This is a genomic window from Rhodococcus sp. Leaf247 (assembly GCF_001426185.1).
Classification (GTDB): Bacteria; Actinomycetota; Actinomycetes; order Mycobacteriales; family Mycobacteriaceae; genus Rhodococcoides.
On sequence record NZ_LMRP01000004.1, the window covers coordinates 562,761 to 583,906 of the forward strand.

Annotated in this window: 20 protein-coding genes and 1 pseudogene; 13 read left to right on the top strand and 8 right to left on the bottom strand. The window is 67.3% G+C overall.

Annotated elements, in window-relative coordinates:
• Positions 1 to 771 precede the first annotated feature (771 nt).
• The 5 genes and pseudogenes from ASG64_RS21390 to ASG64_RS20635 all read left to right on the top strand — a co-directional run.
• A pseudogene (locus tag ASG64_RS21390) lies at positions 772 to 1,049 on the top strand (biotin synthase BioB); the annotation flags it as partial.
• Entirely contained in the window at positions 1,036 to 1,224 is a 189-nt protein-coding gene (gene bsaP / locus ASG64_RS22165) for a biotin synthase auxiliary protein BsaP (protein WP_082518622.1), read from the top strand. The pseudogene ASG64_RS21390 and the gene bsaP, both read left to right, overlap by 14 nt.
• A gap of 288 nt (positions 1,225 to 1,512) precedes the next feature.
• A complete protein-coding gene (locus ASG64_RS20625; protein ID WP_082518623.1) occupies positions 1,513 to 2,046 on the top strand; it encodes a DUF4440 domain-containing protein in 534 nt (177 codons plus the stop codon).
• Between the two features lie 43 nt (positions 2,047 to 2,089).
• The gene (locus ASG64_RS20630) at positions 2,090 to 2,749 is read left to right on the top strand and encodes a response regulator transcription factor (RefSeq protein ID WP_056076077.1); all 660 of its coding nucleotides are present in this window, start codon (positions 2,090 to 2,092) and stop codon (positions 2,747 to 2,749) included.
• A complete protein-coding gene (locus tag ASG64_RS20635; RefSeq protein WP_056076079.1) occupies positions 2,749 to 4,167 on the top strand; it encodes a sensor histidine kinase in 1,419 nt (472 codons plus the stop codon). Before ASG64_RS20630 ends, ASG64_RS20635 begins: the two co-directional genes overlap by 1 nt.
• A 154-nt stretch (positions 4,168 to 4,321) precedes the next feature.
• Here ASG64_RS20635 and ASG64_RS20640 read toward each other — a convergent pair whose 3' ends face one another.
• Positions 4,322 to 5,755 (bottom strand): PepSY-associated TM helix domain-containing protein, encoded by a 1,434-nt coding sequence (locus tag ASG64_RS20640; RefSeq protein ID WP_056076082.1) that lies wholly within the window; start codon positions 5,753 to 5,755, stop codon positions 4,322 to 4,324.
• Between the two features lie 125 nt (positions 5,756 to 5,880).
• Entirely contained in the window at positions 5,881 to 6,402 is a 522-nt protein-coding gene (locus ASG64_RS20645; protein ID WP_056076085.1) for a hypothetical protein, read from the bottom strand.
• Positions 6,403 to 6,608: 206 nt separating this feature from the next.
• Here ASG64_RS20645 and ASG64_RS20650 point away from each other — a divergent pair, with 206 nt between their 5' ends.
• Together ASG64_RS20650 and ASG64_RS20655 are read left to right on the top strand one after the other, a co-directional pair.
• Positions 6,609 to 7,028 carry a MarR family winged helix-turn-helix transcriptional regulator gene (locus tag ASG64_RS20650; protein ID WP_056076088.1) on the top strand — a complete coding sequence of 140 codons (420 nt, stop codon included), beginning with the start codon at positions 6,609 to 6,611 and terminating at the stop codon, positions 7,026 to 7,028.
• A 76-nt stretch (positions 7,029 to 7,104) separates the two neighbouring features.
• A complete protein-coding gene (locus tag ASG64_RS20655) occupies positions 7,105 to 7,290 on the top strand; it encodes a hypothetical protein (protein ID WP_200933509.1) in 186 nt (61 codons plus the stop codon).
• Positions 7,291 to 7,438: 148 nt separating this feature from the next.
• On the opposite strand, the gene ASG64_RS20660 is transcribed toward ASG64_RS20655, so the two are convergent.
• Positions 7,439 to 10,054 (bottom strand): excinuclease ABC subunit A, encoded by a 2,616-nt coding sequence (locus ASG64_RS20660; RefSeq protein ID WP_082518624.1) that lies wholly within the window; start codon positions 10,052 to 10,054, stop codon positions 7,439 to 7,441.
• Between the two features lie 248 nt (positions 10,055 to 10,302).
• Here ASG64_RS20660 and ASG64_RS20665 point away from each other — a divergent pair, with 248 nt between their 5' ends.
• Positions 10,303 to 11,538, top strand: a complete 1,236-nt coding sequence (locus ASG64_RS20665) for a YncE family protein (RefSeq protein WP_056076091.1) — start codon at positions 10,303 to 10,305, stop codon at positions 11,536 to 11,538.
• Between the two features lie 27 nt (positions 11,539 to 11,565).
• Here the strand turns inward: ASG64_RS20665 and ASG64_RS20670 are convergent, their stop codons facing one another.
• Positions 11,566 to 12,408, bottom strand: a complete 843-nt coding sequence (locus ASG64_RS20670) for an SDR family oxidoreductase (RefSeq protein ID WP_056076094.1) — start codon at positions 12,406 to 12,408, stop codon at positions 11,566 to 11,568.
• Between the two features lie 63 nt (positions 12,409 to 12,471).
• Between ASG64_RS20670 and ASG64_RS20675 the strand changes: the two genes are divergently transcribed.
• The gene (locus ASG64_RS20675) at positions 12,472 to 12,822 is read left to right on the top strand and encodes a winged helix-turn-helix transcriptional regulator (protein ID WP_056076097.1); all 351 of its coding nucleotides are present in this window, start codon (positions 12,472 to 12,474) and stop codon (positions 12,820 to 12,822) included.
• Here ASG64_RS20675 and sigC read toward each other — a convergent pair.
• Positions 12,819 to 13,391 carry an RNA polymerase sigma factor SigC gene (gene sigC, locus ASG64_RS20680; protein ID WP_056076099.1) on the bottom strand — a complete coding sequence of 191 codons (573 nt, stop codon included), beginning with the start codon at positions 13,389 to 13,391 and terminating at the stop codon, positions 12,819 to 12,821. The two genes, ASG64_RS20675 and sigC, sit on opposite strands and share 4 nt — an antisense overlap.
• 83 nt (positions 13,392 to 13,474) lie before the next feature.
• Here sigC and ASG64_RS20685 point away from each other — a divergent pair, with 83 nt between their 5' ends.
• The 4 genes from ASG64_RS20685 (at position 13,475) to ASG64_RS20700 (ending at position 17,981) form a co-directional block, all read left to right on the top strand.
• Positions 13,475 to 14,233 carry a zf-HC2 domain-containing protein gene (locus ASG64_RS20685; RefSeq protein ID WP_056076102.1) on the top strand — a complete coding sequence of 253 codons (759 nt, stop codon included), beginning with the start codon at positions 13,475 to 13,477 and terminating at the stop codon, positions 14,231 to 14,233.
• Between the two features lie 49 nt (positions 14,234 to 14,282).
• Positions 14,283 to 16,589, top strand: a complete 2,307-nt coding sequence (locus ASG64_RS20690) for a heavy metal translocating P-type ATPase (RefSeq protein ID WP_056076105.1) — start codon at positions 14,283 to 14,285, stop codon at positions 16,587 to 16,589.
• 76 nt (positions 16,590 to 16,665) lie between these two features.
• The gene (locus ASG64_RS20695) at positions 16,666 to 17,397 is read left to right on the top strand and encodes a DsbA family protein (RefSeq protein WP_056076108.1); all 732 of its coding nucleotides are present in this window, start codon (positions 16,666 to 16,668) and stop codon (positions 17,395 to 17,397) included.
• Between the two features lie 23 nt (positions 17,398 to 17,420).
• Positions 17,421 to 17,981 (top strand): vitamin K epoxide reductase family protein, encoded by a 561-nt coding sequence (locus tag ASG64_RS20700; protein ID WP_056076422.1) that lies wholly within the window; start codon positions 17,421 to 17,423, stop codon positions 17,979 to 17,981.
• Here the strand turns inward: ASG64_RS20700 and ASG64_RS21735 are convergent.
• From ASG64_RS21735 to ASG64_RS20710, 3 genes are all read right to left on the bottom strand, one after another.
• Complete coding sequence (locus tag ASG64_RS21735; protein WP_156388475.1) at positions 17,978 to 18,148, bottom strand: hypothetical protein; 171 nt, start codon at positions 18,146 to 18,148, stop codon at positions 17,978 to 17,980. The genes ASG64_RS20700 and ASG64_RS21735 overlap by 4 nt on opposite strands.
• A gap of 10 nt (positions 18,149 to 18,158) precedes the next feature.
• Positions 18,159 to 20,102, bottom strand: coding sequence for a cytochrome c oxidase assembly protein (locus tag ASG64_RS20705; protein WP_056076111.1), 1,944 nt, complete (start codon positions 20,100 to 20,102; stop codon positions 18,159 to 18,161).
• Positions 20,103 to 20,205: 103 nt separating this feature from the next.
• Positions 20,206 to 20,910, bottom strand: a complete 705-nt coding sequence (locus tag ASG64_RS20710; protein WP_056076114.1) for a DUF5134 domain-containing protein — start codon at positions 20,908 to 20,910, stop codon at positions 20,206 to 20,208.
• Between the last annotated feature and the right edge of the window lie 236 nt (positions 20,911 to 21,146).

Sequence of the window (21,146 nt, forward strand, 5' to 3'; positions counted from 1 at the left end):
CGCGGAGCGGGCCGTCCGTGCGTTCCGGTCGGGGTGCACGTTTCCTGGGTGGCCGATTCTGGTTCTTGCGTCCGTACTTTCTGGCCACGAGACCTCCCGCGTTAACGACGATGGTGCGAGTACCACCCGTCTGCTCGAGTCGAGACTGAGTAGTGAGGAGGCTAGCTGCAAGCAACGACACGTACAGCTAACAGAAGCGAGGACGGATTGCGAATGAACATGGAGCTTCGAACTCTCGCCGGAAATGTGAGGCTGTTCGGTCCAACGGGTGCGGCGTTCCCCACTTGCAACTCGTCTGGTCATCGATCCGCACGGTCCTTAGGGGTTCGACCCTTGCATAGGCGCCCACTCGACACTCCGGTGGCCACTCATCACTTATTCATGACTTTCAATCTGGTCCCACCCGCACCGTGGTGGCCCCGTGTGGTCATGTGACTCTTAATCCGCGCTGGTCAGGCGGACTTTCGTGGTCCCAATGGGATTCCTGGCATTCAGCGGGCATAGTCACTGGGTCCGGGGTTCGAGTCCCTGTGGGCGCACCAAAAAGGGCCCCTGATCAGCGGTTATGCTGATCAGGGGCCCTTCTGGTTTCGGTGCCACTCACTACTTATTCATGACTTTCAGCTCGAAACTCACGCGTTCGGGCTCTCCGGGCAGAGACTGACGGTGCATTACTGCTGGTCAGGGCGTCGCCATCTGGTCTGTACTGGGTCCAACAGACGGTGTGATCATGAGTCATGTAGCAACGGACGTCCTTCTTCGATCCGCGGCCCCGGGACCCCGTTCACCCACCTCGAGGTCCTGCCCGAGACCGCTGCCCTCCGCGCCATCGCGGCATTCCGGCTCGCGCTCCCGCGCACGACGTTGCGTTTCACCGACGGCCGAAAGATCACAATCGGCGATCTCGGCGCGCGACAGGGCATTCTTGGCGCATCAACGCCATCATCGTCGGCAACTATCTGACGACACTCGGTCGTCCGGCCGAATCCGATCTCGACCTGTTGGCAGAGCTGATGATGCCGGTCAAGGCACTCGATGCCGCGCTCTGAGTCCCCCGCGTACGACGGGTGGACGGGCGCACCCTTGGCCGACGGGGCGCGACCACGGCCTCGTGACCTGGGGCCACCGCGGTACTGCGCGTGGTGCGGTCGCCGCATGGTGGTGCAGGTGTTCCCGTCCGGATGGTCCGCACAATGCTCGCGACATCCCGTTGTGGACGGCTGAGCGGGTTGTCCAGCGGGTGGAGCACTCGCTGGGCACCGACGAAACGTGAGAAGCGTTGTCACACGGTCCGGTTCGGCCGCAGTGGACAGGAGGTGCCGCGACCAGCGGACATGATGCGTGCGGGTGTCGACGGTCATACAGCGCCGTCTCGGGAACACGCGTCACACCGCTCCGGGTGGAAAGTTGTCCGTCCGCTGACACTTCCCTGACGCTGCGCTGGCAATCGCATCGCGATGCTTGATCTGTCACCGAAAGTGGTTCGGTGACACCAGATCGAGAGGTAAGACCATGCGCACCAACACCGTCGTCCGCGCCACCTCCGTCGCTGCCGTCGTCGCAGCCGCCGTCGTTCTGTCGGCATGCGGCACCGGACAGGCATCCACGCCCGTCGCAGCCGACACCGTCACCGCCGCAGGCACCAACGCCTCCGTCGACGCGGTCGGCGAACTCACCCTCGACCGCATCGAGGACCAGTTCGATACCTGGCTCGATACCGTCGCGCAGGGCGACCCGCAGGCGATCAACGCTCTCTACCGAGAGGACGCGGTGCTTCTTCCGACGTTGTGGGCAGGGGTGTACAACAGCTCCGAAGAGCGACTGGCCTATTTCACCGACTTCGTCACCAAGAAGCCGACCGGCGAGGTCGACGAGTCCGTGCCGCAGCTGCTCAGCCCCACGTCGGGATCGCTGTCGGGCCTCTACACGTTCACCATGGGCGAGTCCGGGGACGAGGTGCCGGCGCGCTTCACTTTCGTCTTCGAGCTCGAGGACGACGGGGACGTCGTGATCGTCGACCACCACTCCTCGAAGTTGCCTGCCTGATCTACCTGACACGGCGGACACCGCCGGGATGGGACCATGACCCGTGCGCGTACTCCTGGTCGAAGACGACCCGTCGATCTCCGACCCTCTGACCGCGGGTCTGCGGCGATACGGCTACGAGGTGCAGCAGGTGACGACGGGAGCGGACGCACTCGCGGCTCCGCTGCCCGACGTGGTTCTGCTCGACCTCGGGCTACCCGACATGGACGGGCTCGACGTGTGCCGTGAGATCCGCAGGAGCTCAGCGGTACCCATCGTCGTCATCACTGCACGAGACGACGAGATCGACACCGTGGCCGGTCTCGAGGTGGGTGCGGACGACTACGTCAGCAAGCCGTTCGGGGTGCGCGAGATCATCGCCCGTATTCGAGCGGTGATGCGGCGCACCGGGTCCGACTCCGTTACGTCGGTGGCGGCGCCCCAGTCGCTCGGGCCGATCCTGCTCGACCGTGCTGCCCGCCGAGTAAGTGTGGACGGCGTCGAGATTCTGCTGGCGCCGAAGGAGTTCGACCTCCTCGCTCACCTCGCCGAGTCGCCGGGCGCGGTGTTCACCCGCGAACAGCTGATGGAGGCGGTGTGGGACGAGCACTGGTTCGGCCCCACGAGAACGCTGGACGTCCACGTCGCTGCGCTCCGGCAGAAGTTCGGCGACGCGCTCGCTCTGACGACCGTGCGCGGCGTCGGTTTCCGCCTGGAGGTCTGATGGTCCGCCGTCTCGTCGCGTCGTATCTCGCACTGGTGGCACTCGCGTTGGCGCTGTTCACCGTTCCCGAGGGCATCGGACTGGTGAACGCCCTGCTCGGCAACCAGGCGGAGGTGGGACTGCGTGAAGCGCGCACAGTCGCGGTCCTGCTCGCGACCGCTGATGCCGCCGATCCCGACTCGGCGGCGGGAGCGGACCTGGCGCTGCTCACACTGCGCAGCAACCTCGAGGAGCAGACGGGTGGCCGGGTGGAGTTGCTCTCCGCGGACGGGCGTCCCGCACTGGGACGTCCGGTGTCGAACCCTCTCGGAGTCGACATCGGCGCGGCGCTGCAGGGGCGGGAAACCGTGACGCGTACGGACGATTCCGTGCTCGGTGAGCCCGGTCTGCAGGTCACCGTGCCGTCGAACGATCCGAACGGTACGACGGTCGGAGCGGTGCGTCTGACGTATCCGTCCGCTCCCGTCACCGCGCAGATCAAGGAGCTGTTCGGGTTCCAGCTGATCGTGGCGTTGGCGACGCTGGGTATCGCGGCGGCCGCGGCGTGGTGGCTCGCCCGGTCGATGACGCGTCCGTTGCGGCTTCTCGACGGTATGGCTCGGTCCCTGTCACGCGGGGACTTCGCCGCCCGCACGGATCCGTTGGACGCAGGGCCGGAAGAGACACGTCGGGTCGCCGAATCCATGAACGATGCCGCTCGGCGCATCAGCGACCTGATCGACGCGAAGAGGCAGTTCGTGGCCGACGCGTCGCACCAACTCCGCACACCGTTGACCGCTCTGCGATTGAGTCTCGACAACCTCCAGGACGAGGTGAGCGACCCCGACGCACGGGCGGCCGTGGACCGGTCGATCGCGGACACCGTGAGGATGACTCGACTGGTGCATGACCTGTTGACCCTTGCGCGCGCCCAGAAGCCGATCGACCGTCCGACAACGGTCGACGTTCAGGCCGTCGTCGACGAGCGCCTCGCCACCTGGTCCGCTGCGGCGAGTGCGCATGGCGTGGAACTGGTCTCGTGCGTTCCCGCCGGTACTCGGGCGGTCCTCGGCGACGGTCACCTCGAACAATTCCTGGACAATGTTCTGGCCAACGCGGTCGACGTCGCCCCACCGGGCACCGACATCGTCGTCGACGCCGCGGTCGGGGGTGAGTCCTTGCGCCTGACGATCACCGATAGAGGGCCGGGACTCTCGGCGGAGGACCGGCGCCATGCGCTCGACCGTTTCTGGACCCGACGCCCGGGTGGATCCGGCCTCGGATTGTCCATCGTCGATCAGCTCGCCCGCGAGAACAGGGGGAGTCTTTCGCTCGAACCGAACCCGGACGGGGGACTGATCGTGGTGATCACGCTACCGACATCGACCCCGCTCCGCACTCGTCCGCGACCGTCCGGTTCGAGCGGCAGCACGTCGTGACCCGGGCCGACGCTGCCACCGTGGGAGGTAGCGGGCGCTCGGTATCGCCGAGTCGGCCGGGTTCGCTGATGTCGAATGGTGCGTCGACGGTCACATCACCTGCCTCCTCGAAGGTGACGGAGATCGAGGTTGCGTCGAAACTCCATCGCGCTTCTCACACGCGTGCACTACGCGAGCGGAAGCCGGCGACGAGGTCGACGGCGAGGAAGGCGAGCAGGGACAGACCCAGGAGCGGCACGAACCACCCCACGGCCACGGTGGCGACGACGAGTCCGACCGCAGCGACGGGCGGGATGCGCCAGAGGGCTCCCCGCTGCGGCGGCCGGCCCACCGGGGATGCGCCACTACGAACAGGTCTGCGCTGGAACCACATTCGATACCCGGCGACGATCATGGTCACCAGGACGGCCGCCAACGCCAGCAGGGCGAGTTGGCTGACGAGCCCGAACAGCACCCCCATGTGCAGGCTGATGCCCCAGGTGGTGAGTTGGGCGGCAAGGGGCCAGTCGGAGAAGCGCTGCACGTCGACGACCCTCTCGGACGCCCCGTCGACGGCGATCGAGTCTGTGGAGAACACCCACGGATTACGGAGTTGCGCCACCGTGAAGGCGGTGTCTCTCGAAGTGGGGATCGATGCTTCGACGGCGCCGGTGACGTCGTTCGCGCGAGCGACGGCGAGGACACCGTCGATCTGCCGGACATCCACCGGCTCGGCTGTCGTCGCGGCATCCGACGTGCCGTGTCCGGCGTGGCCTGCGTGCTGGTCGTCCGAGTGACCGGCGTGACCGGTGAGATCAGTGTCGACGGCGGGGGTTGTCCAGCTCAACGCGGATCGTAGGTCGTCGATGTTGGATCCGGCGTGGTTCGACCACGTCAGTCCGGTCGCGGACAGGAATACCAGCCCGACGACGATCCACGCTCCGCTCGCCCCGTGCAGGCCGAGCGTGCGCCGTCGACCGCGGGCGGTGCGGTCGACGGTGAACAGGCGTGCATTGTCGGAGTTCCGCCTGCGCTGGCGTCGGTAGCGCTCCACCCAGAGGAATACCCCGCCCAGCGCGACGACGCCGAGCCAGGACGCGGCGAGTTCGCTGTAGAGGCGGCCGGTGTCGCCGAGGTGCAGGGTGCGGTGCAGCTCGCTGAGCCAGGTGCGCAGCGGAAGCGAGACCGACGAACCGTAGACCGTCGACTGCCCGACGGGGGCGGCGGTGACGGGGTCGAGGAACACGGCGGCGCGTTTCGACTCGCCGAGGCTCGAATCGGTGAACATGACGCGGGTGGTGTCGCCCGGCTCGATGGCCGGTCGGACGGCAGCGGCGGTGAGATCGGGTCGCTCTTGCTGTGCGGCGACGATCTGGTCGGACACCGGTAGTGCAGGTCCGGTGCTGTCGGTGTGGAGCAGGTCGCGGTACACGACGCTCTCGAGTGTGGGTGCGATCGCGTAGAGGCCGCCGGTCACCGCGGCGACGAGGATGAACGGTGCGATGAAGATGCCGGCGTAGAAGTGCAGGCGCAGGATCAGTGGTCGCCACGCTGACGTGGGCGGCGCTGGGGAAGCCGCGGTGGGCTCGGTCTTCTCGGGTGTGGACATGGTTGTGCTCGATTCCGGTGGTGGCGCGCGCGAGAGCGCCGAGTCTCGACACACGAGATCGGCGGTCGGCGAGGCAGGATGCATCACCCGACGGCGTGCTGCGTCGGGCGGCTGTCGAGGAAGGGTTACCGGAGTCGGGCGGGTGGGCCGCGGGTGCCGCGCCCGGAGAGGTCGAGCAGACGCGCGGGTGCGTCGACCCGGGTGACGGGTCGGGCTGGGCGGACCGTGTCGGTGTCGACGGCCGCCACGGCGAGAACGATCGGGAGGATGCGGCGCATCGCCCCGGCGGCGGCGATGATGCCGCGTTCGGCGCCGTGGACGGCGACGGCGCCGATACCGACGGCGCCGAGGTGGGCTGCGGCCATGCGGGGGTCGAGGAGCGGACCGTGGTGATGGCCGTCCACGACGGTCAGGGTGAGGTGTCCGAGCACCTGCGCTGCGACGAGGGCGACGACGAGGCGGCTCCTGCCGGCCGGCACTGTCGAGACCATCCACCCGACGCCGGCGCAGACCGCGAGCAGCGCGACCGCGGCGGACTGAGAGGGCAGTGCCGCTCCACCGAGATCATGAGCGGCGGCGACGACGAGCACGGACAGAGCGCCGACGACGACGCCGCGCAGAGGCGCACTGGTCGCCGGGGTGCTCATCGCCGACACCCTACCCGGCTGCTACGCAACGTAGTAGTTCTCGCGGTCGGATCGGCACTCCTGTTCTGCGTCTGCGGACCGCGGTGCTGCCGGCCGGACGCCAATTTCCACGCGCTCGCACTGCTCGCGGTGCAACCCCTGTCGCACCGCTGATCCGCACCGTCGTCTCGGTACAGGCGACGAGTCACGGCCGATAGTGTGACCACATGGTCGACCGAGTTCCCCTGAGCCCCACGACGGCACTGCTGGCAGTGGCCAAGGCGTGGGAATCCACGCTGAACGAGGCGCTCAAGGCCATGGGATTGACTGCTCGCAAGTACGGGATGCTCGCTCACATCGGATCCGCGCCCGGCATCTCGTTCAGTGAACTCGCCCGTCGCTCGTCCATCACGGTGCAAAGTGTGCACGTCACAGTCGCCGGTTTCATCTCGTCCGGACTGGTCGATGATCACACGGCGCACTCGGGATCCGCAGCGCACCTCAGTATTTCGAGTGACGGCGAGGAGCTGCTGGCTCGTGCCGCCGACGTGATGAAAACGGTGGACGACAAGTTCTCGACGGCGGCGCCCGATCTGGCCGAGGCGCTGCGCGTGCATGCGGAGCAATGGGCCGCCCGCGATCGGTAAGCCTTCAGTTAAATTGAAGGTGTGGAGGACCTCTTGCTGTCCGCCCAAGAACGACCGATACGTAGTGATTGCGGCGATGGCTCTCACTGCAGTAGCCGGTGGCTTGCTGGCCTTCCGGATCGCTCCGCTGCAGCGAGAGGCGCTGACCTCACCGGACACGGGTGCGCGTCTGCGACGAATCGGGATGTCGACCGGTGCCTTCGACCTGGTGTGGGTCGTCGTCGTGGTGTTGATGGTCGTACGGCCCGGTGAGACCGCGTAACTCCCGGGCTTCTGCGCGCGTTGTCGATCCTCTCGGTGATCGAAACAGTCACCGTCGTAGTACTCTTCGGTACCGCACTGTTGCACGTGAACGTCGACGCCACAACGCTGCGCCGCGCGACATGTGAGTGTGGCGGTAGTGCCGCGGTTCACCCGCGAGAGTTGTGTCCCGCGTCCGCTCCAGCTCGTAGGTGCTCGTGAAGGTAGCGACCGGTGATGCTCGAGGGGTCGGCGGCGACGTCGTCGGGTGTGCCGGTGGCGACGATGCGTCCGCCGGCGTCACCGCCGCCGGGGCCCATGTCGATGATGTGGTCGGCGTTGGCGATCATGTCGAGGTCGTGTTCGATGACGACGACGGTGGCGCCGTTGTCGTTGAGGCGGTCGATGACGGTGAGCAGTGTGCGGACGTCGAGTGGGTGCAGTCCGACGCTGGGTTCGTCGAAGACGAAGAGGGTGTCGGCTTGGTCGCGACGTAGTTCGGTTGCCAATTTGAGGCGCTGTGCCTCGCCGCCGGAGAGGGCGGGTGTGGCTTCGCCGAGGGTGAGGTAGCCCAATCCGAGGTCGACGAGGGTCTGCAGGCGGGTGTGGACGCGCCGGAGGTCGGTGGTGAGATTCAGCGCCTCGGTCACCGTGCACGAGAGCAGGTCCGGGAGCGAGATGTCCGGTGGGCCGGAGGCCTTCTGGACAGGTCGGCGGATCTCGTGGGCGGCCGGGGAGTAGCGCGTGCCGGAGCAGTCGGGGCAGTCGATGTCGACATCCGGCAGGAACTGCACATCGAGTGAGATCTGGCCGGTTCCCTCGCACCTGGGGCAGCGCAGGGACCCTGTGTTGTACGAGAAGTCGGCGGCCGTGAGACCGCGCTCTGCGGCCGCCGGTGTCGATGCGAAGGCGCGGCGCAGGTCGTCGAGGATCCCGCTGTACGTGGCGACGGTGGAGCGCACGTTGATCCCGATGGGGGTGGCGTCGACCACGTTGACGCGCGTGATGCCCGGTGCGTCGAATGCTGTGACGTGTGCGGGTGGGCGTCCGCCGGCGCCGCGAGCGATCAGTGCGGGCACCAGGCTGTCGAGAACCATCGTGGTCTTGCCGGACCCGGAGACGCCGGTCACCGCGGTGATACGCCCCGACGGGATGTCCACTGCGAGAGCGTGAACGGTATGCAGGGGACGGGTGGTCAGGTGAATCCGTCCGCGGGCGAACATCTGATCGGACGGTGCGCGATCGCGCACGACGATACCTTCGCGACCGACGAGGAAGCCGCCGAGCGAGGAGGCCGGATCGTCTCCCAGGTCGGCGGGAGTGCCGGTCGCCACCACGTGTCCGCCGTCTCTGCCCGCGCCGGGACCCATCTCGACGATCCAGTCGGCATCGCGTAGGACCTGCACGTCGTGGTCGACACACACCACGGAGTTCCCGTCCCGCAAGAGGTCTCGCATGATGTCGAGAAGGGCGTCGACGTTGGACGGGTGAAGTCCGATGGACGGTTCGTCCAACACGTAGAGCACACCGGTGGTTCGGTTACGCACCGCACGCGCGAGTTGAACGCGTTGCCGTTCGCCTGTGGAGAGGGTGGCACTGCCGCGGTCGAGTGTCAGATAGCCCAGGCCGAGCCCGACGAGGCGCCGGGCCATCTCGAGGAGTGTGTCGACGAGGTTGCGCGCCATCTGCGTCATGTCCGCGGGCAAGGACGTTTCGATGGTGGTGACCCAGCCGGTGAGGTCGTCCAGAGTCTTGGCGGTGGCCTGGCCGAGATCGATGCCGCCGATGTGCGATCGGAGGGGCGAGTCGCTGAGACGGACGCCGTGGCAACTGGGGCAGGTGTGTGTGCTGATGTAACGGTCGACACGGCTCAGTCCCTTCTCGCTCGTCGCCTTGTTCACCGCTTCCTCCACCGCGCGTACGGCATTGCGGTAGGTGAAGTCCATCTCGAACAGCTTGCCGTTCTTGGTGGGAACGGTGATGTGCCGCTTCTCCTCCGCGCCGTGCATGACGATGTCGCGCTCCTCGGCGCGCAGTTCCTCGTAGGGCACATCGGTGCGTACGCCCATCTCGGCGACGACGCGAGGCATCACCGTGAGACCGAACATCGACCAGGGAGCCACCGCACCGGCGTCGATACTCAGGCTCGGATCGGGCACCAGCATGCGCTCGTCCACCTCGCGCACGACGCCGTTGCCCGAACATCGAGGGCAGGCGCCGTCGGAGTTGAAGGCGAGCGACTCGGCGCCGGGAGGGTAGAAGGTGGCTCCGCAGACCGGGCACGTCAGGTCGTGGTCGAGGGCGACCTCCACCGTGGGGGCGAGTCGGTGACCGTTCGGACAACAATGAGAACCCAACCGCGAGAACATCAGTCGCAGAACGTTGAGTAGCTCGGTCGACGTGCCGAAGGTGCTGCGCACGCCGGGCACGCCGGGTCTCTGGCGCAGGGCCAGTGCGGCCGGCACGTGCTCGACACTGTCGACGTCGGCGCGGGCGGACTGCGACATTCGGCGGCGAGTGTAGGTCGAGAGTGCCTCGATGTAGCGGCGCGAGCCCTCCGCGTACAGAACCCCCATCGCCAACGACGACTTTCCCGACCCCGACACCCCCGCGACCGCGACAAGCGTGTGCAGGGGTATCGACACGTCGATGTCGGCGAGGTTGTGAACCTTCGCGCCGCGCACCTCGATGAACGACGGCTGAGAATGCACGGACACAGGCTTGCGCCGAGCATCCGCACTGCAGCTCGTGCGCACCGTGGGCGCGGCCTTCTCGTCGCGTGTCATCGCTCCTCCTTCGTCGAGTGGTGCCGTGCAGATGCTCGTGAGGCCGACAACGAAATGTCTGTATGTCGAGGTTTCGAACAGTGTCCCGCGGCTTCGCCGAAAAGTCGGTACTTCACCTGAAGAATTACGCTGAGCTTGTCTGCTGGCACGTATTCCGCGAGGTTCGCATGCCCGCGAGAACGTCGGCGGATACCGTGATGGAGCCGGGGGGGCACGGGGCGCCTCGACGACATTCTCGGGGGCCGCACATGACCGTTCGCACTACACTTCTCACCATCGCCACCGCGGCGCTCACGGCGATGGGCACCGTCGCGGTCGCGACGCCGGCCGCTGCTGCACCCGACCTGACCGACGTGCTGTTCGTGGCCAACAACTGGGACGGGACCGCGGACTACCTCACCCCCGACGGCAACCTGACCAGACTGGGTCGGTTGAACGTCGTGCCGGACAAAGAACAGCGCCTCGCGGAGATCTACCGGAATCCAGTGCGTGCCGCGTTCTACTTCGGAATCCGGCAGCTGGTGGGCGAGGGGCACGACCAGTACGCCGACGACATGTACACCTCGAAGGACGGTAGAAAGCTGATCGTCTCGCGGCCCAGCTTCGCCGACGTCGTCTCCCTCGACATCGCAACCGGTGCGATCGATTGGCGGTTCGCCGTCGACGGCCAGCGCGCCGATCACATGGCCATCTCGGATGACGGCACACAGGTCGCTGTCTCGGCGTCGACGGCCAACACGGTGCACATCCTGGATACGGCGAACGGCCGCGAGATCGGCAGATTCCCCACCGGCACTTCCCCGCACGAGAACGTGTACACGAAAGACGGCCGATACATCATCAACGCGAGCATCGGCCGCGTCGAGTCACCCCTCGACGCGCCCGCTCTCGGCGTGACCAAGTTCCCGCGCTGGATCGCCTTCTACGACAGGACCACCGGGGCCGTCACGCGCCAGATCGACATCGGGCGCAAGCTGGCCGAGGCCGGGCACCCCGACATGAGTTCGTCCGTCCGCCCGATGACGCTCTCGCCGGACGAGCGTTTCCTCTACCTGCAGGTCTCCTTCTTCCACGGCATCGTGGAGTACGACCTGCAGCAGGACCGGGTCACGCGGGTGGCCGATCTCCCCATCACCGCTGCGGCGGCGGCGCTTCCGCGCGAGTCCTACCTGCTCGACTCGGCCCATCACGGCATCGCGATGAACACCGCCGGCACCAAGATGTGCGTCGCGGGAACGATGTCGGACTACGCCACCGTGGTCTCGCGGGACACCCTGACGGCGGGGCCGCTGGTGACGTCCGGTGAGAAGCCCTACTGGTCCACGCGCAGTGCCGACGGTCAGTACTGCTTCGTGTCGTGGGCCGGTAGCGACAAGGTTTCCGCGATCTCGTTCGACACCGGTCTGGAAGTGGGTAGCGCTGCGGTCGGCGACCATCCGCAGCGGATGCGTACTGGCGTCGTCAGCAGCTCGATCATCGGCTGATCCTTCGCCGGACGCGCACACAGTGCGTCAGACGTCCAGGTCCGTCAGCCATTGCTGCACGGTGCGCGGGGTGATACCGAGCAGGTGCTGCGCGGACCTGTCCGGGGTGATGACCTCACCGGGCAGCGTGTATCGGTGGTGGTAGGACTCCACGACGGGCCCGGCGGCTCCTGCCCCGAACAGGGGAGTGATGAGGTCGCCGTAGTGGTCGGGGGTGATGGCGCGGAAGGTCACGGGCCGGTCGAGGTACGCGGCGAATCCTGCGGCGACGTCGGCACCGACGAGGCCGGGCAGTGCACCGACCGACACGACGCCGGTGACGGTGTGGTCGGTGAGCAGACGAACGGCGACGTCGGCGATGTCGAGGTGTGAGCTCCAGGACACGGCGTAGTCGTCCCGGATCGGGTACATGAGGACGCCGTCGTCGCGTACCGGTCCGAGGGATATGGGGAGCAGGAAGTTCTCGAGGAACACGCGGGGCTCGATCACGGCATGGGACACGCCGCTGTCGGCCAGCTCGCGGGCGAGGACCTCGGGAGCCGACGTCGGCGGGGTGGAGTCGTCGATGGTGGATCCACTGGTGGAGAACACGACTCGGGCAGGGCGCGCGCGCCGGACGGCCTCGGCGACAGCGTGGGCCGCGGCCATCTGGACATCGAGGGGACCGATGGGAATATGGACGAAGACGCCGTCCGCGCCGGTGTAGGCGTCGACGAGCGAGTCGACGGAGGTGTAGTCGACGGCCACCGCCGGGCCCTCGACGGACGAGGTGTCGCGGACAGCGGCGGTGCCGGAGTGGCCGGCCGCGGTGAGTGCGGCGAGGACGGGAGAACCCTGAGCGCCCGTGGCGCCGTGAACGATGTAGGTCATGAACCCATTAGTGCATGCGATGCAGTGGTTACATCAAGTGCACTGGCTGTAACGTGGGGATACATGAGGCCGATCGCGTTCGAGGACTGCTCCGTCGAGACCTGCGGAGTGACGCGGTTCCTGAGTCTGCTGGACGGCCCGTGGGCCACGTTGATCGTGCGCGAACTGTTGGGTGGTCCCCACCGATTCGGCGAACTGCTCACTGCACTCGACGGAATCAGTGCCCACACGTTGACCAATCGTCTGCGCAAGTTCGAGACCCACGGGTTGCTCGTACGGACGGTGTACCCGGAGATTCCGCCGCGGGTGGTCTACGAACTCACGCCGCTGGGGCAGGGGCTCCGGCCGGTGTTGGACGCCATGAACGCGTGGGCCATGACCGTGCCCATCGCCGGTGTGGTCGAACGCGCCTAACCCGTGTCGGAACCGACTTCGCCGACCCCGGCGATCAACTGTTCACGCGCACGCGCCACCCGTGAGCGGACTGTGCCGATGGGGCACCCGCACACATCAGCCGCCTCCTGGTAGGACAGCCCGAGCACCTGCGTCAGGATCAGTGCCTCGCGCCGGTCCGCGGGCAGATCGGCCAGCATCATGCGCACTTCCACCAGGTCCTCCGCGACGTTCGGCCCCGTGGAGGCACTCTGCGCGGAATCCGCCACGGCCACCCAGTCGTCGCTTCCGACGAGCCGCGGGCGAGCCATCGCCGACCTGACCTGATCGACCACCACGCGTCTGGCGATGGACAGGAGCCAGGTGCGCGCGGAGGACTGCGCCGCGAAACGCGGGAGGGATGTCATCGCGCGGAGGTACGTCTCCTGCGTGAGATCGTCCGCCGCGGACGGGGAGCTCAGATGGGCGACGAATCGCCACACGTCACGCTGTGTCTCTCGAACGAAGGACTCGAGTGCGCGGTGATCACCTCGGCCGGCGGCGAGCGCCAACTTGGTGGTGTGCACGTCGTGCTCGGCTCGGGAACTCACACCTTCAGTGTAGTTGATGACCTTCAGTGCTATTGAAAAGGCCCGTCGGGAACTTTTCCGCCGTCCCGGGCGACCATTGACTCGTGGACTGCACACTCGCGCGAGAAGCGTTGTCGGCGCGCATCGACGGCGAACGGGAGCCCGTACCGTCCGCCCGGACCGACGAGCACCTGGAGTCCTGCGCCCGGTGCCAGAACTGGTACGCCTCCGCGACCGAGCTGACGCGCAGTCTCCGTGTCGGGTCCGCCCCACGCACCCCGGATCTGACGGCGCAGATACTCGACGCCGTCGGCGTCCGTGCGCCGCGCGGTCGTCCCCGTCGCGTAGCGCGGTGGGTGTGCCGAGACCATCCGTGGAGAGCCGCCCTCGTTCTCGTGGCCATGGCGCAGATCTCGCTCGGCGTCGCACAACTCCTCGGAGTAGGACACACCCCTACGGCCGACCCCATGGCGATGGGTCACGAGTCGATGGCCGGACACCTGTTCAACGAGAGCACCGCGTGGAACATCGCTGTCGGGATCGGATTCCTCGTCGCCGCGTGGCGACCGGCAGCGTCGGCAGGCTTGATGCCGGTCCTGGTCGCCTTCACCGGGCTGCTCGCGGTGTTCGTGATCACCGACTCGATATCCGGCCAGGTGACCATCCAACGCGTCGCGTCCCACGCCATCATCGCCGTCGGTGTCGCGGTCACCGCGATGGTCCGGCGCAGCGCGAACGGGTCGACATCACCATCACCGCAACGCGTGTCGCACAGCGACGACGAGGGCGTCATCGTTCCGGACGGCGCGCGCCAGGGGCGCCGACGCGGCCACCTGCGAGAGGCCGACGACTCCGCCGCGTGACATCCCCACTCCACCGAAACCGCAGTGTCGAACGAAAGAGCTGATCACCATGTCCGTCGGCACCCACCAGAACACCGTCCTCGCTGACATCGCCGGCGATGCGACGTTAGTGCGTGTCGCACTCGCCGTCGAGGGCATGACGTGCGGTGCCTGCGCCAACCGGATCGAGCGCAAGCTCAACAAGGTCGACGGGGTGAAGGCCTCGGTGAACTACGCCACCGCGGTCGCCACCATCGAGGCTCCGCGGTCCGTCACCACAGCAGACCTGTGCGCGATGGTCGAGGCCGTCGGATTCACAGCCGCGGAGTTCACCGACGACACCCGCGTCGACACCACGGCCGAGGACGCGCATTCCCGAGACCTGTTCCGCCGCCTCGTCGTCGCCCTGGTTCTGTTCGTTCCGCTGGCCGATCTGTCCATCATGTTCGCCGTCGTGCCCGACACACGCATCACGGGGTGGCAGTTCATCCTGCTGGCGCTCGCTGCCCCGGTCGTCCTGTGGTCGGCGTTGCCGTTCCACCGGGCAGCGTTGTCCGGATTCGCGCACCGCACCACCACGATGGACACGTTGGTGTCCACGGGCATCATCGCGGCCACCGGGTGGTCCGTCTACTCGATGTTCTTCCAGGCCTCCACGGCGGATCAGACCCGGGGCATCTGGGCGGCTATCACGTCCAGCGACGCGATCTACCTCGAAGTGGCAGCCGGCGTCACAGTGTTCGTACTCGCCGGCCGCTACTTCGAGGCAAAGGCCAAACGCCGTGCCGGCGGCGCCCTTCGAGCCCTCGCCGCTCTCGGAGCTCGAGATGTCTCGGTGCTCGTCCGCGGTGGCGGCGAACTACGGATTCCCGTCTCGGAACTGAAGGAAGGGCAGCAGTTCGTCGTCCGTCCGGGGGAGGTGATCGCCGCGGACGGTCTCGTCGTGGACGGACACTGCACTGTCGACACCAGTGCCATGACCGGTGAGTCGCTTCCCGTCGACAATGAGGTCGGCACGGCGGTGACCGGCGGCACCGTCGTGCTGGACGGACGTCTCGTCGTCGAGGCCGCCGCGGTCGGGGCCGACACCGCGCTGGCCGGCATGATCAGGTTGGTCGACGCCGCCCAAACGGGCAAGGCCGATCTGCAGCGCCTGGCGGACCGCATCTCCGGCATCTTCGTTCCCGTAGTGTTCCTGCTCTCGGCCGCGACATTCGCCGGATGGGTTGTCGGCAGCGGCGACATGAACGCAGCGGTCAGCGCAGCACTCGCGGTCCTGATCATCGCCTGCCCCTGTGCGCTGGGCCTGGCCACACCCACAGCGTTGATGGTGGCCTCCGGCCGCGGGGCGCAACTGGGGGTGTTCATCAAGGGACATCAGGCGCTGGAGGCCACACGCACGGTCGACACCGTCGTCTTCGACAAGACCGGGACCATCACCACCGGAGCGCTGACGTTCGAATCGATCGTCGTCGCTCACGGGGAGAACGAGGACGATCTGCTCCGACTCGCCGGAGCCGTGGAGGTCGCATCCGAGCACGCGATCGCGGCCGCGATCGTCGGCGCCGCTCGTGACCGACTGGGGACACTTCCGTCGGTCGACGATTTCGTCGCGCTCCCCGGACTGGGGGCACGAGGGCTCGTGGACGGCCGAGCCGTGGAGATCGGACGGCGGCGATTGTTCGAGGACAGGCAGTGGCCCGTTCCAGGAATTCTCGCCCGTGCACAGCACGGAAGTGAGCGCAGGGGAGCGACAGCCGTCTATCTGGCAGTCGACGGCCGAGTGCGGGCAGTTCTCGTCGTCTCCGACACGGTCAAGCCGTCCGCCGCCGCGGCCGTCGCGCAGCTGCACGCGCTCGGGCTCCGCACTTTGCTCGTCACGGGCGACAACGCCTACGCCGCGCAGGCAGTCGCCGACGCCGTGGGCATCACCGACGTCGTCGCCGAGGTGCTCCCCGAGGGCAAGGTCGAGATCGTCTCGTCGCTGCGCGAGAGCGGCCGCACGGTCGCCATGGTGGGCGACGGCATCAATGACGGACCGGCCCTCGCCACAGCGGACCTCGGTCTGGCGATCGGTGCGGGGACCGATGTCGCCATCGGCGCCGCCGACATCATCGTCGTCCGGGACGACCTCGGTGCTGTGGTGGATTCTCTGGGCCTGGCGAAGGCCACGCTCGCGACGATCAAGGGAAACATGGTGTGGGCGTTCGGCTACAACGTCGCCGCCATCCCCGTCGCAGCGGCCGGACTGCTCACTCCGCTCCTGGCCGGGGCGGCCATGGCGTTCTCCTCGTTCTTCGTCGTCTCGAACTCTTTGCGACTACGCCGTTTTCGAAGCTCCAACTCGGTCACCGGCGAGCGGGAATCGCCGCGCTGAGGGTTCGCGGGAACTTTCTCGATGGAGCGGCCGACTTCTCTTCCGTCACCACTCCACGAGAAGAGAGAACCACATCGTGTCCAAGACCGACCGTGCCCAGCGTAATGCGCTGGCGGAAGCCGAACGCAGACGTTCGGTGCTCATCCGCGCCGGAATCACCGCCGCCCTGGTCGTTTTCGCGCTGATCGTGGGCATCGTGGTCATCTCCGGCCGCGACACCCCCGGCGCAGCGGCTGCGCCGGCGTCGGTCACCGATACCGGCGCCCTGCGCGCAGCCGAGCCCGACGTCGAGACCCTCGGCGGCGGGCAGACACCCACACGAGTCCTGACGATCTACGAGGACTTCCAGTGCCCGAGCTGCCGAGCCTTCGAAGCCACCTTCGGTAGTGCCCTCGACGAGCTCCGCACGAGCGGGGCCGCGGCGATCGACTACCACCCGATCGCGATCCTCGACCGGATGTCGACCACCGACTACTCCACACGCGCTGCCAACGCGTCCCTGTGCGTGGCTGATTCGTCGATGGACAACTGGCTGCGCTTCCATTCGTCAGCCTACGAACAGCAGCCCGCCGAAGGTGGTGCCGGACTGACGGACGATCAGCTCACCGAGATGGCAGTGGCGGCGGGTGCACCCGAGACGGTCGGCGAGTGCATCGCCGACGGAACCCACACCGACTGGGTCGCCTCCTCCACCCAGTCGGTGCTAGAGACCAACGTGAATTCGACTCCGACCGTCCTGCTCAACGGCGAACCCCTCCAGCTGACAACCCCCGAGGCACTGACCGCCGCCGTGCTCGCGATCTCGTGACCGACGTCCTCGCGAGCACCGAGGTGTCCGGACGCCCCCCGCTCGGCCGCGTCGCGGGCGGGGGGATCCTCGTCGCCGGGGCGATCGGACTCCTGGCGGCGCTGGTGTTGGTCATCGAGCGATATCGGCTGTTGCTCGACCCCAGCTATGTACCGTCCTGCAGTCTCAACCCGGTTCTGTCGTGCGGGTCGGTGATGACCACGCCGCAGGCCGCGCTGTTCGGCTTCCCCAACCCCATCCTGGGAATCCCCGCGTTCACGGTGGTGGTGGTGACCGGCGTCCTCTGTCTCGGCGGTGTCCGTGTCCCGCGGTGGTACTGGGCGGGGTTGGCGATCGGACTGTCGGTCGGGGTGGTGTTCGTGCACTGGTTGATCTTTCAGAGCCTGTACCGGATCGGCGCACTGTGTCCCTACTGCATGGTCGTGTGGGCGGTCACCGTGCCGCTGTGGGTGGTCGCGGTCTCCCGCGCGACGCAGTGGGCACCGTTCGTCAGATGGAGATGGACCATCGTCGCCCTCTGGTTCACCGCAGTGATCCTGCTGTGCGGGGAACGATTCCTCGACTACTGGCAGACCCTGCTCTAGCTCGGATGCGGCACTGTCCCGGCCGCATCGACGGCCACGACCACCGCGAGCAGGGCAATCGCCAGGATTCCGACCAGTCGCGCGTCCCGCCGGTGTTCGACCCGTGCTCCCAACCACGACGCCAACGCGACGAGAACGACGAGAACCACGAGATGGACGTCGATCATGCGCGCACGTTCACTTCCGCGTTCTGGCCAACTGGGCCAGCATCGCGTTGTAGGCCGCGAGCTCGTCGTCGTCGGTGCGATCGGCTGCCCGGTCCTCCCGCACCTCGGTCTTCCTGTCCTGGCGCGCCCACTGCGTCACCAGAGCGAGGACGACCATCACCAGCGGGACCTCGCTCGACGCCCACGCCAAGCCCCCGCCGAAGCGCTGATCACTCGCGAGGTCCTGGACCCAGGGGAGGTCGAGGTATCGATAGAACGTACCGCCGATGAGACGGTCCATCGTCATCACCGCGATACCGAAGAACGCGTGAAAAGGCATGGCCGCGAACAGCAACGCCAGCCGACCGAGGTGCGGTAGACGCTTCGGGCCCGGATCGATCCCGATGATGACCCAGTAGTAGAGGTACCCGGTGACGATGAAATGGATGTTCATGAGTTCGTGACCCCAGTGGTACCGCACCAACTCGTCGAACAGTGGGCTGAAGTACACCGCGAACGGCGAGAGCACGAACAGTCCGACGGCGACAGCCGGGTTGGACAGAACCCGAAGTAGCGGTGAGTGCACGACCATGACGATCCATTCGCGCGGCCCGGGGGCGCTGCCGTCCCGCGCGGCCGGCAGTGCACGGAGCGCGAGAGTGACCGGCCCGCCGAGAACGAGTAGCACAGGAACGAACATGTTCAATGTCATGTGCACGCCCATGTGGACGCCGAACATCGCCGAACCGTAGGCGCCCACCCCGGAACTGGTCGTCACCAACAGGGTCAGGCACCCTGATGCCCAGGCGACGGTGCGTCCGAGCGGCCACGTGTCGCCGCGCCTGCGCAGGCGGACGACGGCCCACCCGTACAGCCCGGCCAACAGGACCGCGCCTGCGCCGGTGACGAAGTCGAAGCGCCAGAACGAGGCGAACTGCGAGAGCGACGGGGGACCAGTGGGCTGAAACCCGAGAAAGACGTCATAGACGGTGGATGCGGTGACCAGAAAAGCCGGAGCAGGCCGCACGGCCATGAGCACGACCAGCGCCCAGACGAACACCAGGATCACCGACGACGCCTGTGCCGACACTCGCATGTACCGATCGGACGGAGGACGCCGAACAGCCGCAGTCACGGCGAGGACCGCGGAGACCAGGACGAGTGCCCCTGCCACGAGGGCGAATCGGCCGTACTCCGAATTGAACACAGCTCCCGACGGAAGGAGGATGACGGCCACCACGATCGCTGGTCCCACGGTGAGAACCGCCGCGCACGAGGCGACGACACGATGCCGGGACACGGCCAGGTCGCATTCGCGCGCGTCGCGTCCGTCCACGCGCAGGATCATCGAGCGCAACGAGATCGCGGCGCCGGTCCACACGGAGAAGGCGACCATCGCCACGATGACTGCGCTGGTACCGATGTCGTGATCGCGGCCCTGCCCGGCGTTGCCGATCACCCAGGCCGGGAGAATCCCGATCACGGAGACAGCGGCCGACGCGGCTAGCGGTACCCAGTTCAGACTCCAACGCGTGAGGACGACCACGGCGAGAGCGGCGACTGCGCTCACCATCCACGCCTTCGGTGCCTCGTTCGGCGCCACGAGGTCGAGAAGTGCGCCGCGCCGCACGGCATCGCCCAGACCGATCCCGGTGGCATCCGCCGCGGACACCGGAATCAATGCTGCGGACGACATCAGCCAGACGGAGCTGGAACGCGCGGCGATCAACAGTGCCGCATAGCCCTCCGGGCCGATGCGCCCGGACTTGGTGACCCGTGTGCAGGTGAGTGCGTGCACCAGCGCCCCGAGCGTGACCGCGCCGGACAGGGCAGCGACGAACCGCAGCACCACGTACAGCTGGGAGGTGACGATGCCGGGATACGAGTCTCCGCTCGCGAGGTAGCGGGTGTCACCGGAGACCGCGGTGACCGACACGACGAGGCCGACTGCGACGACGATCGTCGCAGTGAGCACATGGGTCGACAGTGTGCGAGAGGGCCGCGACGACGCGTCTCCTGACGAACGCATCCCCGGTGTCATCGGCCGCTGCACTGGTCACGGTGGGTCGAGGAAGACGTCACATCACTCCCATCATGATGGCCATCCCGCCGGCCATGGCCACCTCGCACGCGGCGGCGAGGGTCAGCGGCTGGTACACGCGTCCCACGGTGGCCACTGCACCGCGCTTCGCGGTGGTGGGGGCCAGGGCGGCGTCCTGTTCGACTGCGAACATGCGGTGGAGCCAGAGGATCGCGGCCGCGGCGAACGCCAGCGTCAGAGCGTAAGATACGAGGGAGACCCACTCCGAACCCGCGCTCGTCCGAGCAGAAGTCTCCATCGCCGCGTGATGGGCGTGCGCGGACGCGTCACCAGCCATCGAATCGCCACCGGAATGATCGTGTGCGGCGGTGTCGGGCAACCACCCGGCCATGACGACCACCATCCACACCATCGCGGCCATCATGAATGCGTGATAAGCGGCCATCACGGGACCATGACGACCGACGTCCACCCGTCGCCGCACACTCGCGAGAACACCCTGCGCGGCCGTGAACACGAACCACAGGGTGGCCGCACCGAAGAAGACGCCCTGGGGGAGCAGGGGTACACCGAGGCCCCACGGCCACGCCATCGCGATCATCGCCACACACATCGCCAGGTGCAGGCCATGATCGATCACACCGCGGGTCCGCCCGACGTGGGCCAGCCGCGACACGCAATAGCCGGCGGCGGCGACGAACAGGGCCGTACAGATCCAGCGCAACGTGCCATCGGCGATCACGACCGGTCCTCGTCCACGATCGAGGTGGGCATCACACGTGGCTGCATGCGCGGTTCGTTCCTCTGCTCGGGCCGCACGGGCGCGTAGGCCCGTGATCGTCCACCAGTGGTCGGGTGCCGCGTACCGAAAGTTCCCGACAGTCCCGGTTCGACTCGACGACCGCGCTCTCGAAGCCGAAACCGATGCACCACAACCGCACTCGTCCGGACGAATTCCCGACGGAGGGGAACCCGACC

Excerpts from the sequence above, each read along its gene's own strand:
- ASG64_RS20690 (WP_056076105.1), top strand. The coding sequence starts at position 14,283 with ATGTCCGTCGGCACCCACCAGAACACCGTCCTCGCTGACATCGCCGGC.
- ASG64_RS20670 (WP_056076094.1), bottom strand. The coding sequence starts at position 12,408 with ATGACCTACATCGTTCACGGCGCCACGGGCGCTCAGGGTTCTCCCGTC.
- bsaP (WP_082518622.1), top strand. The coding sequence starts at position 1,036 with ATGCCGCGCTCTGAGTCCCCCGCGTACGACGGGTGGACGGGCGCACCC.
- ASG64_RS20675 (WP_056076097.1), top strand. The coding sequence starts at position 12,472 with ATGAGGCCGATCGCGTTCGAGGACTGCTCCGTCGAGACCTGCGGAGTG.
- ASG64_RS20645 (WP_056076085.1), bottom strand. The coding sequence starts at position 6,402 with ATGAGCACCCCGGCGACCAGTGCGCCTCTGCGCGGCGTCGTCGTCGGC.
- ASG64_RS21735 (WP_156388475.1), bottom strand. The coding sequence starts at position 18,148 with ATGATCGACGTCCATCTCGTGGTTCTCGTCGTTCTCGTCGCGTTGGCG.
- ASG64_RS20625 (WP_082518623.1), top strand. The coding sequence starts at position 1,513 with ATGCGCACCAACACCGTCGTCCGCGCCACCTCCGTCGCTGCCGTCGTC.
- ASG64_RS20655 (WP_200933509.1), top strand. The coding sequence starts at position 7,105 with ATGGCTCTCACTGCAGTAGCCGGTGGCTTGCTGGCCTTCCGGATCGCT.
- ASG64_RS20635 (WP_056076079.1), top strand. The coding sequence starts at position 2,749 with ATGGTCCGCCGTCTCGTCGCGTCGTATCTCGCACTGGTGGCACTCGCG.
- ASG64_RS20640 (WP_056076082.1), bottom strand. The coding sequence starts at position 5,755 with ATGTCCACACCCGAGAAGACCGAGCCCACCGCGGCTTCCCCAGCGCCG.
- ASG64_RS20665 (WP_056076091.1), top strand. The coding sequence starts at position 10,303 with ATGACCGTTCGCACTACACTTCTCACCATCGCCACCGCGGCGCTCACG.
- ASG64_RS20650 (WP_056076088.1), top strand. The coding sequence starts at position 6,609 with ATGGTCGACCGAGTTCCCCTGAGCCCCACGACGGCACTGCTGGCAGTG.
- ASG64_RS20660 (WP_082518624.1), bottom strand. The coding sequence starts at position 10,054 with ATGACACGCGACGAGAAGGCCGCGCCCACGGTGCGCACGAGCTGCAGT.